Source organism: Thalassovita gelatinovora (assembly GCF_001458355.1).
GTDB lineage: Bacteria > Pseudomonadota > Alphaproteobacteria > Rhodobacterales > Rhodobacteraceae > Thalassobius > Thalassobius gelatinovorus.
In genome coordinates, this window is the sequence record NZ_CYSA01000015.1 from 710,206 (window position 1) to 726,601 (window position 16,396).

Below are 16,396 nucleotides of genomic sequence, written 5' to 3' on the forward strand. Positions count from 1 at the left end.
GTTCATGCAGTGGACTTGGCCGCCTGCCTCACCTACATAAGAACCTAACGGGCGAGTTTAAACGTCCATGCGTTCGAGAGGATAGAATGAATTCGCCGATTTTACAGCTTCTGGTCCTGGCCGGCATCGCAATATTTTTGATTTTGCGTTTGAAAAATGTTTTGGGAACCCGTGAAGGATTTGAACAAAAGCCGGCTCAAACGATGCCGGAAACATCCTCCCGCCGTCGGGAATTTGAAGTGATCGAAGGTGGCCCCGATCTCGACATCACCGACAATGTCGCAGAAGGCAGCGCCGCGGCGGATGCTTTGGCCCAGATGAAGCGCGTTGAGCCAAGCTTCAATGTGACGGAATTCTTGGGCGGTGCGCGTGGCGCCTATGAAATGATCCTGATGGGGTTCGAACGTGGCGATTTGGCCGATATCAAACCGTTCCTGAGCGATGAAGTGTATCAAAGCTTTGCCCAGGTGGTCGAAGACCGCGACGCTCAGGGTTTGCAGATCGAAGCCGAATTCGTGGGTATCCGGGAAATGGCGCTTCATGATGCCGAATTCGAAAACAATCTGGCTGAAATTTCGGTGAAATTCGTAGGCGAGCTGACGTCGGTCGTGCGCGACAGCGCTGGCGAAATCATTGAAGGCAAACCGAACGAGATCAAGCGTCAGAAAGATGTCTGGACCTTTGCACGCAAAATGGGAAGCGACGACCCGAACTGGCAATTGGTCGCAACGGGAGAATGATCCGGCGGCTGGCAGCCGCTGTTTTGGCCGGGGTGCTGATGACGGGGGCTGCACAGTCTGACGATCTGACTTATCAGATTCTCGATTTCGAGGTTCTTGATGGTTGGAAAGACGATGATCACGCTACGGCGTTGAGTGTGTTTCTGAATACTTGTACCGATCTGAATGGGCCGGATTGGCAATCACTTTGTGCAGTGGCGCAAAATATTGAAAATCCCAGGGCCTTTTTCGAACTATTTTTCCGCCCGGTGTTGATCAAAAACGGCTCCAAGGCGCTGTTCACCGGCTATTTCGAACCTGAACTCGACGGGTCCCAGGTGCGTACCGACCGTTTCCGCTACCCGCTTTACCGGATGCCGTCCGAAGCGAAGGCCGGTTCCGCTTGGTTGTCGCGGCGCGACATCGAAAACAGCGGCGTGATGGAAGGCCGTGGGCTGGAAATTGCCTGGGTCGACGATCCGGTGGAATTGTTTTTCTTGCAAATCCAGGGGTCGGGCCGCATCCGTCTGCCCAACGGTCATCATTTGCGGGTCGGTTATGGCGGGTCAAACGGTCATGACTATCGATCCGTCGGGGTAGAAATGATCCGCCGCGGCATTTATCAGCAGCATCAGGTCTCAGCGCAGGTGATCAAATCCTGGGTCCGACGCAATCTCGAAGACGGACTGGAATTGCTGCGCCATAATCCCTCATATGTGTTTTTCCGCTTGGTCGATAAAGTGTCACCCGAAGATGGACCATTGGGCGCGATGAACCGATCGGTCACGGGTGGACGCAGCATTGCCGTCGATCCCGTTTACACACCCTTGGGCGCACCGGTCTGGGTGGAAAAAGATGGTGAAAACCCGTTGCGGCGCCTGATGGTCGCCCAAGATACCGGGTCGGCGATCAAGGGGCCGCAACGGGCCGATATTTTCTTTGGCACCGGTGATGCGGCAGGCCGCGCGGCCGGACGGTTGCGCGATCCGGGGCGGATGTTGGTGTTGTTGCCGATTCAGCGCGCCTACGCATTGCTGCCGGAGAACGAACAATGACGCGGCGGCGGCTGAGGCCCGAAGAAATCGAACTTTGGAAAAAAGTAGCCGAAACCGCCGACCGGATGCATTCCGATCCGGCCCGACCCGAACCAAAGCCCAAACCGAAACCAAAGAAATCTGCCCATAGGCGCCTGCCGGATTTTCAAATTGGAACCCGGTCGGCCCCGTCATTGGCCCAGACAGATCTGTCGCCGACGATTTCGGAACAACTGGACAAAACGCCGCTGCGCATGGATCGTAACACCTTTGGCAAGATGAGGCGCGGCAAGATGCTGCCTGAAGGCCGGATCGACCTGCACGGCATGACGATGGACAAGGCGCACCCGGCGTTGAACGGGTTCATCATGCGATCCCATGCCCAAGGTAAACGGCTGGTGTTGGTGATCACCGGCAAGGGTAAACATCGTGATGAAGGCGGGCCGATCCCGGTCCGTTTTGGTGTTCTGAAGCATAATGTGCCGCAATGGCTGTCGATGCCGCCGCTATCGACTGTGGTGTTGCAAGTGACCGAAGCCCATCAAAGCCACGGCGGTGGCGGGGCTTACTACGTTTATCTGCGGCGCAATCGTTAGTTCAGCAATAACAGCGGCGACAGAATAAGCTGGGTCGCGTTCTTGGCGGTGATCACCGTGCCGGGCAACAATCCAGACCGGCCTGCTTGATCGCGGCCAAAGGCATCGTTCAAGGCATCGCTTTTGCTCAGAAGGGCGATCAACAAGGGGGATGTTCCAAGCGTGAAATGCCGAGTGCCGCCCATTTTGGCGAATTCGGACACATCCACCAACGTGACGGGATAATCGGCCAGTTCTTGTGGATCTGTCAGGCTGCCTAAACGTTTGCGGCTGCCATTCAGGCGCACCGAAAGCTGCAGTGCCCGGTCGCGGGACGATACGAAGATCGCAAAGGGTTCCGGCAAGGCCGCAAATCGGTTTGCCTGCATCTTGAACAGATCGATGTCCAGATCCGGCGATATCAGGACGGCTCCACCCAAAGCCCGTCTCGACCAGCCCGGTGTGGCGATTTCGATCTGCCGCAGCGTTTCCATCATCAACATGGTGCCCAGAGAATGCCCGACCAGAATAATCCGGCCCGGTTGCGCCGCGCGAACCTGACGCAGCAGCGTTTCCAGCCCGTCACGTGAATAAAGCAGGCTATCGCGATCATAGGGATAGGCCAGCGGGTTTGCGGCGCTGGGCCAGGAATAGTGAACGATGACTCCGGGCAGTTCGAAATCATGTTTCATCTGCACGGTTCGATACACGCCATCTGCAAAGCTGTTGTTATAGCCATGCACATAAACCAGAACATCACGGTCAGCCTTGGGCTGTTGCGCCAAGGCATGTCGCAACGCACCGGTAAATTCTTGACTACCGTTAAATTCCCGTTTGCTGACAAGCGCGAAATGTTCTTCTGGATCGACCCGATGCAGGTTCAATTTGATCTCACCGGCCTTGTGCTTTGGCGGCACTGAAACATCGACAGTCAGGTAATCCAATTCTTCGCTGCGTTCATCGCTGAACCAACCCTGTTCAGTCCGCCCTCGATTGGTGGCGACGAATGAGGTATAGACCACCCCCGTGTCCCGGGCTTCGGGGGATAGCAAAACCGCCTCGCGGTCGCCACAGGCGGAGAGGAGGACCAGGCAGAGGATCAGGGCTGTTCTTAACACGCGCGGCTCCGGCTAAAGGGACAGGCACAGAGCTATCGGTTTTCAAGACAGCGCACCAGTCCGATCAGCCGTTACAGAACGTAGCGGCTAAGATCGGTGGATTTTACGAGTTCGCCCAGATTGTCATCGACAAATTCCGCGTTCACCATCACGGATTGCCCCGGCTGATCCGGTGCGGTGAAGGACAGTTCCTCAAACACGCGCTCCATCACCGTATAAAGCCGCCGCGCACCGATATTTTCCACCGATTGGTTCACGTCCGCCGCGATCTTGGCCAAGGCCGCGATACCGTCATCGGTAAAGGTTACGGTGACTTCTTCGGTTGCCATCAGCGCGGTATATTGCCGGGTCAGCGCATTGTCGGTTTCAGTCAGGATGCGTACGAAATCTTCTTCGGTCAGGGCGCGCAATTCGACCCGGATCGGCAACCGGCCTTGCAATTCGGGCAGCAAATCCGATGGCTTGGCGATATGGAAGGCGCCCGAAGCAATAAACAGGATATGATCGGTTTTTACCGGCCCGTGCTTGGTTGAAACGGTGGTGCCCTCGATCAGCGGCAGCAGGTCGCGCTGCACACCTTCGCGGGATACGTCACCACCGCGTGCGTCGGACCGGGCACACACCTTGTCGATTTCATCCAGGAAAACGATGCCGTTTTCTTCAACCGCTTCCAACGCGGTCTTGGTCACGGTTTCATCATCCAGCAACTTGTCTGCTTCTTCCCCGATCAGCAACTCATAGCTTTCGGCGACGGTCATCCGGCGGCGTACGGTACGGCCTGAAAAGGCTTTGCCAAACAGATCGCCCAAATTCATCATGCCCATCTGGTTGCCGGGTTGGCCGGGAATGTCCAGCATCGGCATCGGGCTGGATTGATCCGCGACTTCCAATTCGATGACAGTATCGTCCAATTCGCCCGATTTCAGTTTCTTGCGGAACATTTCGCGGGTGCCCTCGCGGGCGTCTTCACCAGCAATCGCGCTGATCACGCGTTCTTCAGCGGCGTGATGCGCCTTGGCTTTGACATCCTCACGCATGATGTCGCGGGTCATCGAAATCGCGCTGTCTACCAAATCGCGGATGATCTGTTCGACATCGCGGCCGACATAGCCAACTTCGGTAAATTTCGTCGCCTCGACCTTGATGAACGGTGCCTTGGCCAGTTTGGCCAAACGGCGGCTGATTTCGGTTTTCCCCACGCCGGTCGGCCCGATCATCAGGATGTTTTTCGGATAGACTTCATCGCGCAGATCATCGCTCAACTGTTTGCGTCGCCAACGATTGCGCAGCGCCACGGCAACGGCGCGTTTGGCGTCATTTTGACCGATGATGAAACGATCAAGTTCCGAAACGATTTCGCGGGGGGTAAGATTGGTCATATTAATCCCGTATCAATGAGAAGGCGGCAGCCGGTGCAGCGGCAACAGCCCGGACAAGGGTGAAAGCAGCGTGGCGCGTATGCGCGCCCAGAAAGCGCCAAGAAGTACAAGGAACAGGCCCAGAATGAGGATGGTAATCGCCGCGCCACCGCCGTCGAATACCGTGCCTGCCAGCGTGACGATATAGCCGATAGCGGCAATCAGGAACGACCGGCGATCAATCACGATCGCCACCAACGCAAACAGAACCAACACGGCAAGAAGGCTGATGTAAGCCCCGGAAGATCCGTTTTTAAGCAGGCTGAGCGCAAGGGTGTTGACCAAAGCGGGGGCTGCGACGACATGCAGCCAGAACCCCTGTGCCGATCGGCGGGTGACACGGTGCGGGTCGCTCATGTCGAACACCATCGCCACGGTAAAAACCACCAACCCGACCAACAAGGTGATCCAGGCAAAAGGCCCGCTGTTCGACAACAAAAAGAAATCCGATAGGTCCGCCGGTGTTCCCGCCTGATTGGCCCCCAGCATCAGCGCAAGCGCGAAAATGCCCAGCGCGATCAAAGCCATGGCAAAGGGCACACGAAAGCGAAGCCAGTAAAGCGTGATGGCGATGGTGGTCAGCGCCAGCGGTAGCGGCAGACTGGATAAATCTTTCTGCGCGACCATGAAGGGTTGGGAAAACCACGCGGTCAGGCCGGCACCGGCATTGGCCGCAAACAAAACCGACAGGGCAATCGCCGGGGCGACCATGCGGCGACGGCGAATGAAATATTCCGACAGAACCCAGATCACCACAGCGGCTATCACCGCCGCGCCCGACACTTCGGTTTGAATATTCACGATCTGTCCGGTCAGCGATATTCCGGTCACAGCCGCCCAGCCCGAGGCCAGAATCAACAAACCCACGACGATGAAAATTTCATTGAAGCCGCGGAACAGTTCGAACGGTTCGTCCCCCGGTGACAGATCTTCGCGCGCCCCTCGACGGCTATCGGCCATGGCTGCCAAAGATGCCGCCTGTGCCTCGGACAGAAGGCCAGACCCAACAGCCGCGCGCAGATCGTCGTCGGAAATCATTTGCGGATCGTCTCCACCGTCAGATTACCATTGGTATAAACGCAGATATCAGCGGCGATCGCCATTGCCTTGCGGGCTACTTCCTCGGCACTCAGGTCGGTGTCCATCATTCCACGTGCAGCGGCCAAGGCGTAATTGCCGCCCGACCCGATTGCGGTGACGTCATGTTCGGGTTCCAACACGTCACCCGCGCCGGTGATCACGAAAATTTCCGCCCCGTCAGAAACGATCAGCATTGCTTCGAGTTTCTGTAGATATTTGTCGGTGCGCCAATCCTTTGCCAACTCCACGCTGGCGCGCGCCAACTGACCCGGGGTTGCTTCCAGTTTGGCTTCCAACCGTTCCAGCAGGGTGAAGGCATCCGCCGTCGACCCGGCAAATCCAGCGACCACGTCATAGCCACCGGGGGACAATCTGCGCACCTTGCGCGCGGTACCCTTGATCACGGTCTGCCCCAGAGACACCTGCCCGTCGCCCGCGATCACCACTTCGCCATCTTTCTTGACGCCGATGATGGTCGTGCCGTGCCATCCGGGGAATTTATCCTCTGTCATCGAACTCTCCTGTCATTGCCTGCATATATGTAAGTTGAAAAGCTAAGGCACAAGGGTAGTGCTTGCCCACGGTGATTACGATGGGTAGCTTCCCGCCATGAGCAGCGAAAAACACCTCGATTTTTATCTTGAACCCGACCTTCTGCGCAGCGCCCAAGCCGGGCAGCACAATTTTATTGGTAAGATTGTCGAAGTGGCTGAACAGGCCGGGTTCACCACGGGGTTCCATGGTAATTCCTTGCAAGATCGCAGCGCAATCCGCGACCGTCCCGGTTTTTCGATGCTTCACATGGACGAACCCGAAGGACCGCGCTCCCTGACCTTTCGCCGGGTTTACCATTACCCGTTCTGGCAAATCGAACCAACGACCAAGCGTTGGGATTGGCGGGTGGCACAGAAACGGTTCAATGCGAAAAAGGTTGATCCGAAAGAGGCGCATCGGTTCTATACCTTCTGGCGCAAACGTCTGTTTGTGAAAGCTGCGGAAAATCCGACACAGGAAGGATTTGTCTATGTGCCGCTGCAGGGGCGATTGACTGAACGTCGGTCGTTTCAAACCTGTTCACCGCTTGAAATGCTGGTTTCGACGTTGCAACACGATCCGTCCCGCCGGATCATCGCCACCTTGCACCCGAACGAATCCTATTCGGCTTCGGAAATGTCCAAACTGAACACGCTTACGACGCGTTTCCCGCGGTTGACGGTGCAAAAGGCAGATATGGTCGATATGCTTGGGCGCTGCGATTACGTGGTGACGCAAAATTCCAGCGCCGCCTTTAATGGCTATTTCTTTGGCAAACCTTGCGTTTTGTTCGCCCGGGTCGATTTTCACCATATCGCTGCAGATGTGTATACCGAAGGGCTGGATCGGGCCTTTGCAACGGTACAGGGCGAATTGCCTGATTTTGAACGCTATGTCTGGTGGTTCTGGCAGGAGATGTCGATCAATGCCGGTCGGCCCGAGGCCAAGAACAAGATCCGGCAGGCGCTGCGCCGAAATGGGTGGGCGTTGTAAGGCGCGTTGCCCGCCGCGCTGCCTTTCAACAAAAAAACCCTGGCGCAAGCACCAGGGTTTTTCGTCAATTCAGGATCTGTACCCGATCAGATCGAATCTTTGATCCAGCTTTGCAGCGCAGCTTTGGGGGCGGCACCAGCGCGGTTCGACACGACCTGACCATCCTTGAAGATGAACAGCGCCGGGATACCGCGCACACCCATGGCGGCGGCGGCGTTCGGGTTGCTGTCGACATCAACCTTGGCAATCTTGACTTGGCCTTCCATTTCGGCAGCCAGTTCTTCCAAAGCCGGGCCGATCTGCTTGCAGGGGCCGCACCATTCAGCCCAGAAATCCACCACAACGGGGATGTCGGAATTTTTAACTTCGGCGTCGAAGGTATCGTCGGTGACGGCTACGGTGGCCATTTGTTTTCTCCTGATAAATTGGGTTGCTGCAAACGTAGGTTTGGAACTACATATCGTCAAGTCGGGCAGGTGGACTCAAGGGATTGTGTCGTCAATGCCGCAGGTAGCGTCATCAGCCGTGCCGTACGGGTCCACAGGATTGCCGTCTGGACTTGATGATAGGGATAAATCTGAACCAAAGCATGGGCATAGGCCCCCATTTGCCGCAACAAGCCCAGTGGGCAGTCTTCGGGTTTTTCCGGCACGACGGCGTTGGTTTTGAAATCCACTGCCAGAATTGATTTTTTCGTGATGATCAATCTGTCGATTGTGCCGTGAATGCGCCGGTTGTTCAGGGCGGCAATCGTGGCGCTGACTGGAACTTCGGCCAATGCTTCGGCGCTGAACAACGGCAGCAGGTCCGGTTCGGTCAGTACCCTGACCACTTCAGCCAGCAAGGCTGGGATTTCGCCGCTTGCCGCCGCATCTGTGCCCCGTCCCAGCAATTTTTCGGCCAGACCTGGCCAATCGCTTTGAGGAACGTCGGGCATATGTTCCAGCAGCAGGTGAATTTGACGTCCACGCAATTTGGCGGCGTCTTCGTCCAGATTGTCTTCACCGGGCAATGCCTTGGCGCCGCCCAAGTCTGACGGGCTAAGGGTTTTCGGTATTATCCGTGGTACCGGGGCGGGCGCTTGGGCCCATCCGGGCAAATTGACCGTTTCGGATTTTTCGGGCTCGGGCACCGGCGCGGCCTCTCCGCTCCAATCGCCATGGCAGAGCCGCAGACCATCGCCAAACGCGAACGACTGTGCTTTGGCCCCCAACCGTTCCATCGCGGTGCCGATCTTTTCATACCAGCTTTGCCCGTCCTTCCCCAGATCACCAGCCGCCGCCACGATCAGCCATTTTTCGGCCCTCGTCATGGCAACGTAAAGCAGTCGGTCACGTTCCGCTTCTTCCGCGCTCAACCGTTTGTCGCGCGCGGCCTGCATGCGTTCGGGCATCTGGCCACTGACCGTGCGCCACATCACTTGGCCGTCGTCAGTCAGCACGTCATCGCGCAACTGCACGGTCCGCTTGGCGGTATCGGGCAGAATCACGATGGGCGCCTCCAGCCCCTTGGCGCCATGCACGGTCATCACCCTGATGCGATTCCCGGCGCTGTCCATCTGCCGCTTTATTTCCAGATCGTCGGTTTCCATCCATTGCAGGAACCCGATCAGGCTGGGAATCGCGCTGCGTTCAAAGGCCAGGGCCTGGGACAGAAACGCGTTGATCCCATCTTCGGCCTCTGCCCCCAACCGCGCCAGCAATTTGCGCCGGCCATCATGCCGGGTCAGAATGCGTTCGATCAGGTCATATGGGCGCATGTAGTCGGCACGGCTGCGCAGATCGTCCAGAACCGACATGACTTCGGGGATTTCCTCTCGCCTCTGCCGCAATGCCTGCCACAGATACTTTTCGCTACGCCGATGGGAAAAATCGAAAAGCTTCTGTTCGTTCCAGCCGAACAGCGGAGATTTCAAGGCAACCGCCAGTGAATAGTTATCTTCTGGCGTGGCGAGGAAATTCATCAACGCGGCCAGATCGCGCACCGCCAGTTCTGCCCCGACCTTCAGACGGTCGGCCCCTGCGATGGCCAGCCCCTGTTCCTTGCAAGCACGGATAATTTCAGCAAAGAGATCCGATCGACGCTGCACCAGAATAAGGAAGTCACCTTCGCTGACCGGGCGCATCTGATAATCGCCGCTATGTCCGATTTCCGCCGGAACAGTTTCTTTTTCGTCGATCATCCTTCGGATCTGACGCGCAATCCGTTCGGCCAGAAGGACCGAATGATGTTTCATCCCCAGCCGGTCCACCGGGCTGTCCCAATCGTCGTCTTCATCCTCGTCGGTTTTTTCTACCACCGGCCACAGATCGACCCGCCCCGGCATCCGGTCCTTGAAGGCCCGGTGTTCCGATCCGGTATGGAAACCCGAAGCTTCGCGGCCGCGAAACACCTCGTCGACCAGCGCCAGAATTGCCTGGGACGAACGGAAGCTGAATTGCAGTTCCATTTCGTTCAGTGGCCGTTCGGTCGTGGCAAGACGCTGGGCGAATTCGGCCTGCATCCGGTCGAATTCGCGCGGATCGGCGCCTTGGAAGGAATAGATCGACTGTTTCTTGTCGCCGACAACGAAAATCGTGCGCTCCACCTCGGATCGTGCCCCGGCGCCAGAGGTGAACTCCTGCGCCAACAGCTCTATCACCTTCCACTGTGCCGGGCTGGTATCCTGCGCTTCGTCGACCAGAATATGGTCGATACCGCCATCAAGCCGGTAAAGCACCCAGGCCGCGACTGCCGGGTTGGTCAGCAAATCACGCGCTTTCAGGATCAGGTCGTCGAAATCGAGCCACCCCATCTTCTGTTTGCGCGCTTCGTAGGCGGGCAGAAAGACACGGGCGAAATCCTGCAAGGCATGTGTTTTATGCGCCGCCGCCAGCGCCAGCCTTTTGGCCCGCGCATCTTCGACCCGGCGCATGAAGTCTTCAAGCCGGGGCAGAAGCGGACCCATCCCGGTTTGGGTTTTCTTGGTCGGAAAAGACCCTATCTTGGCCCCAAACGGGGATTTTGCACTTTCTCCGAACAGGAAAATGGATTCCAAAACCGGAAGGGCATTCAGGTCGAAGCGGGAAAGCAACCGCAGCTTATCCGCCGCCTTGACGTCATTCGCGCTCCCACCTTGCAGATGTGTAAGGACCCCTTGCAGCAGATCATCCTCATCGCCCAGAAATACCGTTGACCGTAATGTTTCTTCGTCGAAACCGGGATCAAGATCGAAAAGCGCCCGGCATTCATCCGGCCCCAAAGGGGTCTGTAACAAGACCCGTTGCTGTACAACCGAGGCAGTCAGGCTGTCGAAATCTTCGCCGGTGAAATGATGCGCTACGCGCCGGACCACCGCCGCATCCGGCCCATCAGCCAGATCCTGCACGATCTCAGCCCGCAAAAGCGATGCTGCGCGTTCTTCCATTTCGGCAAATTGCGGGCTGACCCGGGCTTCCAGTGGGAAACGCCGCAACAGAGAGGAGCAGAAGGAATGGATGGTCTGGATTTTCAGGCCGCCGGGCGTTTCGATGGCGCGGGCGAACAAGGTGCGAGCATTGCGCAGATCTTCGTCAGTGACAGGCCCGGCCACGCCCAGCGCAACCAACTGATCACGCAGCAGACCTGCATCCAGCATCGCCCATTCCCCCAACCGTTTGAACAGCCGGTTCTGCATCTCGCTGGCGGCGGCCTTGGTATAGGTCAGGCACAGGATGTGTTGCGGTTGCACCTTTTCCAACAGCAATCGCGCGACCCGGTCGGTCAAAACCCGCGTCTTGCCCGACCCGGCATTGGCCGATAGCCATGTCGAATGTTTCGGTCGTGCCGCCTGAACCTGTTTTTCGGTGGCTTCGTCACGGGTCATGTCAGATCCTCTGCTTGCGGGTCGGTGGTGACATCCCATTCGCCAAAGCGCGACAACTGATCATAGTCGGACGGGTCGGTATCCTTGAACAGGGCTCGCCGGGCGGTATATCCCTGCTCGGGTTGAAAATAGCTTTGGATCAGCGTTTCGAATTTGTCCCAGACCTGCTCGACCGGTTCTTCGTCCAGTGGTGCAGGGACTTCTTTCGGGGTCGATCCCAATCCGATGAATACCGCCTCGGCGACGTCCGCAGGGCCAATACCGGCAAAACCGCCGCGGGTGATCATCGCCGCTTCCAGCAACAGTTGTTTGTCGAAAATCCTTTGCTGCTTGGTGCTTGGTGGTGCCCCGGTTTTATAATCATAGACATGGGCGCGGCCTTGATCGTCCATGTCGATCCGATCAGCCTTGGCCGAAAGGGTGAATTCGACGGCGTCAAGGCGGACCTCGCCCTGTTCTTCGAAATACTTTGGCTCAGCGCGCAGCTGACGTTGTTTTTCGGTGCTTACGAACCAATCCGCAATGCGCACGATTCGTGCCGCCCAAAGGGCTCGGATTTCCGGCCAGGGCACGTTTTCAGCCAGTATTGTCTCAGCAATTTCATTCAGCCGCTGCGCCGTCAGTGCCCGGTCATCGGCGCGGACCTCGTGAATGAATTGTTCCAAAACGGAATGGGTGACGATCCCGCGCAGCAACGCATCGGGTGCGCGCATCAAAGGATCAAGCGGTCGCAACCGCAGCACATGGCGGGCATAGATCGCATAAGGGTCACGGATCAGCCGTTTGATTTCGGTGACCGACAATCGGTTCGGTCGCGCCATCACCGGCGGGCGCGGCGACGGGCGCGGCGCGGGGGCAGTTTGGCCCGGTTCTTCCAGTTGTCGCGCCATTGCCAGCCACGCGTCGCCGCGGTGACGACTGTCGCTCAGCGCCTTGTCCCCGCCCTGTTCCGGCAATCCGTTCAGAAGGTTGGTCATCCGGTTCAACCACCGCGACGGCACTGTTTCGGCATCATCCGATCGGATTGATCGGGTCAACCAGACCTGCGGTGCTCCGATCGCCTGCTGGAAATCATGCGCTGACAGCCCGATCCGCCGTTCCGGCAGCAACAACCCGGCGTCATGGCGCATTCTACGATTGAGCCAAGGATCAGGGGTCGGCATTTCCGGCCAACTGGCTTCGTTCAAGCCCCCCAGAATAACCAAGTCTGCCCCCTGAACCCGGGCTTCAAGCGTCCCCCAGATCAGGATCTTGGTATGTGGTTCATCGGGATTGCGCACTTCTGTCTGCGACAAGATTGCCCCGAACAGATCGGCATAATCGACGGATGACAGGATACCGCCATGTTCGGCCTCGTCCCGCAGCGTGTCCACCACGGACCGCGCCGCGATGCCGGCTTCCTTGTCCCAAAGCGTGTTGTTTCCGGTTGGGGCGCAGCCAGTGGCAATGATTTCGGACAGCTCGATATGGCGATCCACCTGATCGATCAGCGCCTTTGGCCCGGCCCCGTCCGTGTCAATGAAGGCCCCGATCAACCAATCCATCCACGATGCAGTGAACGGATCTTCGTGCAGGCTGGCCCAGATCCGCATTTGATCGGGATCTGGGAACGGCATGCCTTTGCGGCGGATATGCAATTCCAATTCGCGGGTCAGACGCAGATGTGCGCCGCGTTCGCCGCCCATATGGGTCAGCGGGTGCATCAACAGCGTCAGAAGTGATTCCGAAGTCAATTTGCGGTGAAACAGAGCCGAAACATGTCGCAGGAACCGCCCCGGTGCAGAAAGCTGCAACGGCGTTCCGGCGGAATCATCAGGCACGATACCCCATCGGTCCAGCGCCGAAGTGACCTGTCGCGTCAGCATCCGGTCGGGTGTGATCAGCGCCGATGTGATGCCTTCATCTGCGGCCTTGCGCAGACGCAGCGCGATGGCCAGCGCTTCGTCGCGCTGCGATGGCGCTTCGATCAGGGTCAGATCGGCACAGGCCCGATCCAGCCCGGTCAGTTCCGGGCCTTCCGCCAGCCAGCGGTCAGTGACCGGCGCCGGGCGCAGCGCCAAAGACACCAGCCGGTTACGCGCCGAACAAGGGGCGGGTGTGTCGGTCCAAGGTTGAACATCTTGCGGCCCGATGCCCAATTCATCCATCAGTTTTCGGAACCGGTATTGCGGATGATCTTCGGCGCTCAAGGCATCGCTCAAATCATCCCAAGCCGAAATCGGCATCTCGAAATCATACCCCGGCAGCACGAGCGCCCCTTGCGGCAATTTCGCCACCGCTTTCATCAGCGCCATCGTGGTGCCGCGCGATCCGGTCGATCCGGCGACGATCAACGGCTGTTGTGGCGGCTGTTCCTGCCATTCGTCGGTCAGCGCATTGACGATCATGCGTTGCCGGGTTTGTGCATCGGGGGTTTCCCCGCTGTCGCTGAAATAGTGCTGCACGATTTCCAGAAAACCAAGCGCACGTTTCCAGTGTCCTGATTCGTCGCTGACATCGAGGGTCTGCAATACATCTGGCTCGACCCCTTCGCCCTGCATTTCATCCATCAGATCGGCCAGACTGTCGGCCAGATCGTACAGCGATGCGCGGGGGGCCAGATCGGGTTGCTGGTCGAGAAGGCGCGACACCAACTGTGCGACTTCCAACCGGCGACGCAGCGGTGACACTGCAGCGGGGATATCGGCAAAGACACGGCCCTGCCCCGGGTCGGTCACCAACCCGATCTGCGGCAGAAGCCGCGCCGGACCGGTATCGAACAGATCACGAATCCGCCGCGCCATCCGTCTCGTGTTAACCATTAGCGTGGCTCTGGCAAGGTTCTGTGGCGGCGTATCTTCGTGACGTCGCAACATTCCCTCGACCAGCAGTTTCGGAAAATCCGTCCCCGGGGGCAGGCCAAAAACGCGGGGTTTTTCAGACCGATCAAACATCCCGATACCCCATCATCCTTTCAGCCAGCGCGATCCCTTCAGGACGGCCGACATCGCACCATTGACCGGGATAGCCGATCCCGAACAACCGACCTTCCGGCAACAACTGATCCCACAGCAGATTGAGAGAAAAAGCATCCTGTTCGATGCTGTGCAGCCGGTCTGGTTTCACGATTTGTGCCCCGCCAAAGATTGCCCCGGGTCCGCGGCGCAACCGGCCCTGATCATCGCTGAGGAAATCTCCGGTACCGCTATGCCCCAATGCCCGGTCGCGCGGAATGCAGATCAACAGCGCGTCCATCAGATCCGGGTCCCAGGCTTCGGCCAGTATCTGCAACGGGTTTGGCCCGGCCCATATCGCATCCGTGTTCAGCGTCATCACCGGACCGGGCCCCAGCAACGGCAACGCCGCGCGTAGCCCGCCTCCGGTTTCCAGAATGTCAGGGGATTCTTCGGAAAACCCGATATCGCGCCCGGCCAGATGGGTGCGCAGCATATCGGGCTTGTAATGCAGGTTGGCGACCACCTTTTTTGCACCATAGTCATCGACCAGATCCAGTGCGTGATCGATCAATGGACGATCCGCGACTTCGATCAACGGTTTGGGCCGGTCCGCCGTCAGCGTCCCCATGCGGGTTCCGAACCCGGCGGCAAACAACATCACAGGGTGCGGGCAGTCGCGCATTTTTGTTTCAGGTCCTGCAAATAGTCGGAAGTTGGTTTTGGAAGCGCATTCAACACGATTGGCTTGACCGGCACCAGCGCCGGATGATCCAGATCGCGCAGCAACAGGGCCCAGACCCGCGGGATCAGGTCGACATAATGGGCCTTACCGTCTCGCAGACAAAGCCGGGCAAAGACACCCAAGATGCGCAGATTGCGCTGCGCCCCCAGCACCGCATATGCGGTTTGGAAGGCAACTGGATCAAGCTGGTTATCCACGACATATCGCCGGATCATTGCGGTTTCTATTTCTGGCGGCACATCCCGGCGGGCATCTTGTAGAAGCGACACCAGATCATAAGCCCGGTGCCCGGCCATCGCATCCTGAAAATCCAGCAACCCGACCCGTGCAGTGCCATCGCGATCCGGCAGCCAAAGCAGGTTTTCGGCGTGATAATCACGCTGGATCAGAACAGAATGATCCGCCGCGTAGTGTTCAAGAACAGGCTCAAAGCTGGCGCGAAACACTTGTTCCGATGGATCGTTGCCGCCTTTGTACCAGGTCCATGCCAAGGCGGCCAAATCGGTCATCACCTCAGGCGAATACCGGGCGAGGTTTTGCGGCGGCCCCGCGCTATGCAGTCGGGTCAAAACATCGGTGGCAGCCTGATACAGGGGGGCTTCAAGTTCGGGGTGATCGGGAATGGCCCGTGCGAACAGGCCGTCGCCCAGATCTTCGAGGATCAGAAACCCGTTTTCGGCATCCTCGGCCCAGACCTGCGGCGCACTAAGGCCCAGGTCGGTCAGGTAATGCGCGATGGCAACGAAGGGGCGGATATCTTCGCCCTTTTCCGGCGGCGCATCCATCAACACGGCGGTTTCGCCATCGCGGTGCAGCCGTTCATACCGGCGGTTCGAAGCGTCCCCGGCAAGCGGGCTGCGTAGGGCCCCGGCCCAATCAGAGCCAGCGATGAAATCTTCGGCCAGTTTTGTCCGTTCGATCACGCTGCGATCCCTTCCAGTTTGCTGTCCCACTTGTCGTCGCTCCAGTCGAAGGCGACGCGACGGGTTTCTTCGCCCGTGACCTCGAACGACAGGCTTAGTGCATTTGCCGGGGTCAGTTCGCCCAGCCGGTCCGGCCATTCGACAAGGCAGATCGCGCTTTCAAAAGCATCTTCCAATCCCAGCTCGACCGCTTCATCCGGGTTGCTTAGCCGGTACAGATCGCTGTGCCAAATCTCGGCCGTTTTGCCGTCATAGACCTGCACCAGAGTAAAGGTTGGCGATGGCACATCCTCGGGTTCGGTCAGCAATGATTGGATCAGGGCGCGGGCGAAATGAGTTTTCCCGGCCCCGATCCCGCCCTGTAGCAGGATCACGTCGCCGGGGTGCAAGCGTGCAGCAACTGCCCGCGCCAGCGCAGCGGTTTTGTCCGGTGTTTTCAGGTCTATGATGCTGGGGTGGATGGCCATGCCCGGAGATTAC

General features: G+C 58.2%; 14 protein-coding genes. 4 read left to right on the top strand and 10 right to left on the bottom strand.

Going from position 1 to position 16,396, the window contains the following annotated elements:
- Positions 1–86: 86 nt before the first annotated feature.
- From TG4357_RS08095 to TG4357_RS08105, 3 genes are read left to right on the top strand one after another with little or no spacing between them, the layout of a single operon-like run.
- Positions 87–740 carry a Tim44/TimA family putative adaptor protein gene (locus TG4357_RS08095; RefSeq protein ID WP_058262338.1) on the top strand — a complete coding sequence of 218 codons (654 nt, stop codon included), beginning with the start codon at positions 87–89 and terminating at the stop codon, positions 738–740.
- Positions 737–1,774 (top strand): murein transglycosylase A, encoded by a 1,038-nt coding sequence (gene mltA, locus TG4357_RS08100; protein WP_058262339.1) that lies wholly within the window; start codon positions 737–739, stop codon positions 1,772–1,774. Before TG4357_RS08095 ends, mltA begins: the two co-directional genes overlap by 4 nt.
- Complete coding sequence (locus tag TG4357_RS08105) at positions 1,771–2,349, top strand: Smr/MutS family protein (RefSeq protein WP_058262340.1); 579 nt, start codon at positions 1,771–1,773, stop codon at positions 2,347–2,349. Before mltA ends, TG4357_RS08105 begins: the two co-directional genes overlap by 4 nt.
- Here the strand turns inward: TG4357_RS08105 and TG4357_RS08110 are convergent.
- The 4 genes from TG4357_RS08110 to hslV all read right to left on the bottom strand — a co-directional run bounded on the left by TG4357_RS08110 (position 2,346) and on the right by hslV (position 6,456).
- Positions 2,346–3,446, bottom strand: coding sequence for an alpha/beta hydrolase (locus TG4357_RS08110; protein WP_074646737.1), 1,101 nt, complete (start codon positions 3,444–3,446; stop codon positions 2,346–2,348). The two genes, TG4357_RS08105 and TG4357_RS08110, sit on opposite strands and share 4 nt — an antisense overlap.
- 71 nt (positions 3,447–3,517) lie before the next feature.
- On the bottom strand, positions 3,518–4,825 hold the full coding sequence (gene hslU / locus TG4357_RS08115) for an ATP-dependent protease ATPase subunit HslU (protein ID WP_058262342.1): 1,308 nt from the start codon (positions 4,823–4,825) through the stop codon (positions 3,518–3,520).
- Positions 4,826–4,837: 12 nt separating this feature from the next.
- Complete coding sequence (locus TG4357_RS08120; RefSeq protein ID WP_058262343.1) at positions 4,838–5,902, bottom strand: hypothetical protein; 1,065 nt, start codon at positions 5,900–5,902, stop codon at positions 4,838–4,840.
- Positions 5,899–6,456 (bottom strand): ATP-dependent protease subunit HslV, encoded by a 558-nt coding sequence (gene hslV, locus TG4357_RS08125; RefSeq protein WP_058262344.1) that lies wholly within the window; start codon positions 6,454–6,456, stop codon positions 5,899–5,901. The genes TG4357_RS08120 and hslV overlap by 4 nt, the downstream gene beginning before the upstream one ends.
- A gap of 97 nt (positions 6,457–6,553) precedes the next feature.
- Here hslV and TG4357_RS08130 point away from each other — a divergent pair, with 97 nt between their 5' ends.
- Positions 6,554–7,471 carry a hypothetical protein gene (locus TG4357_RS08130; RefSeq protein WP_058262345.1) on the top strand — a complete coding sequence of 306 codons (918 nt, stop codon included), beginning with the start codon at positions 6,554–6,556 and terminating at the stop codon, positions 7,469–7,471.
- 86 nt (positions 7,472–7,557) lie between these two features.
- On the opposite strand, the gene trxA is transcribed toward TG4357_RS08130, so the two are convergent.
- Genes trxA through tsaE form a run of 6 tightly spaced genes read right to left on the bottom strand, consistent with a single transcriptional unit; the run spans position 7,558 to position 16,383 of the window.
- Positions 7,558–7,878: a thioredoxin gene (trxA, locus tag TG4357_RS08135; protein WP_058262346.1), complete on the bottom strand. Its 321-nt coding sequence runs from the start codon at positions 7,876–7,878 to the stop codon at positions 7,558–7,560.
- 56 nt (positions 7,879–7,934) lie between these two features.
- A complete protein-coding gene (gene addA / locus TG4357_RS08140; protein ID WP_058262347.1) occupies positions 7,935–11,315 on the bottom strand; it encodes a double-strand break repair helicase AddA in 3,381 nt (1,126 codons plus the stop codon).
- Entirely contained in the window at positions 11,312–14,248 is a 2,937-nt protein-coding gene (gene addB, locus TG4357_RS08145) for a double-strand break repair protein AddB (RefSeq protein WP_058262348.1), read from the bottom strand. The genes addA and addB overlap by 4 nt, the downstream gene beginning before the upstream one ends.
- On the bottom strand, positions 14,241–14,933 hold the full coding sequence (locus TG4357_RS08150) for a nucleotidyltransferase family protein (protein ID WP_058262349.1): 693 nt from the start codon (positions 14,931–14,933) through the stop codon (positions 14,241–14,243). The genes addB and TG4357_RS08150 overlap by 8 nt, the downstream gene beginning before the upstream one ends.
- Positions 14,909–15,916, bottom strand: coding sequence for an aminoglycoside phosphotransferase family protein (locus TG4357_RS08155; RefSeq protein WP_058262350.1), 1,008 nt, complete (start codon positions 15,914–15,916; stop codon positions 14,909–14,911). The genes TG4357_RS08150 and TG4357_RS08155 overlap by 25 nt, the downstream gene beginning before the upstream one ends.
- The gene (gene tsaE, locus TG4357_RS08160) at positions 15,913–16,383 is read right to left on the bottom strand and encodes a tRNA (adenosine(37)-N6)-threonylcarbamoyltransferase complex ATPase subunit type 1 TsaE (protein ID WP_058262351.1); all 471 of its coding nucleotides are present in this window, start codon (positions 16,381–16,383) and stop codon (positions 15,913–15,915) included. Before tsaE ends, TG4357_RS08155 begins: the two co-directional genes overlap by 4 nt.
- Between the last annotated feature and the right edge of the window lie 13 nt (positions 16,384–16,396).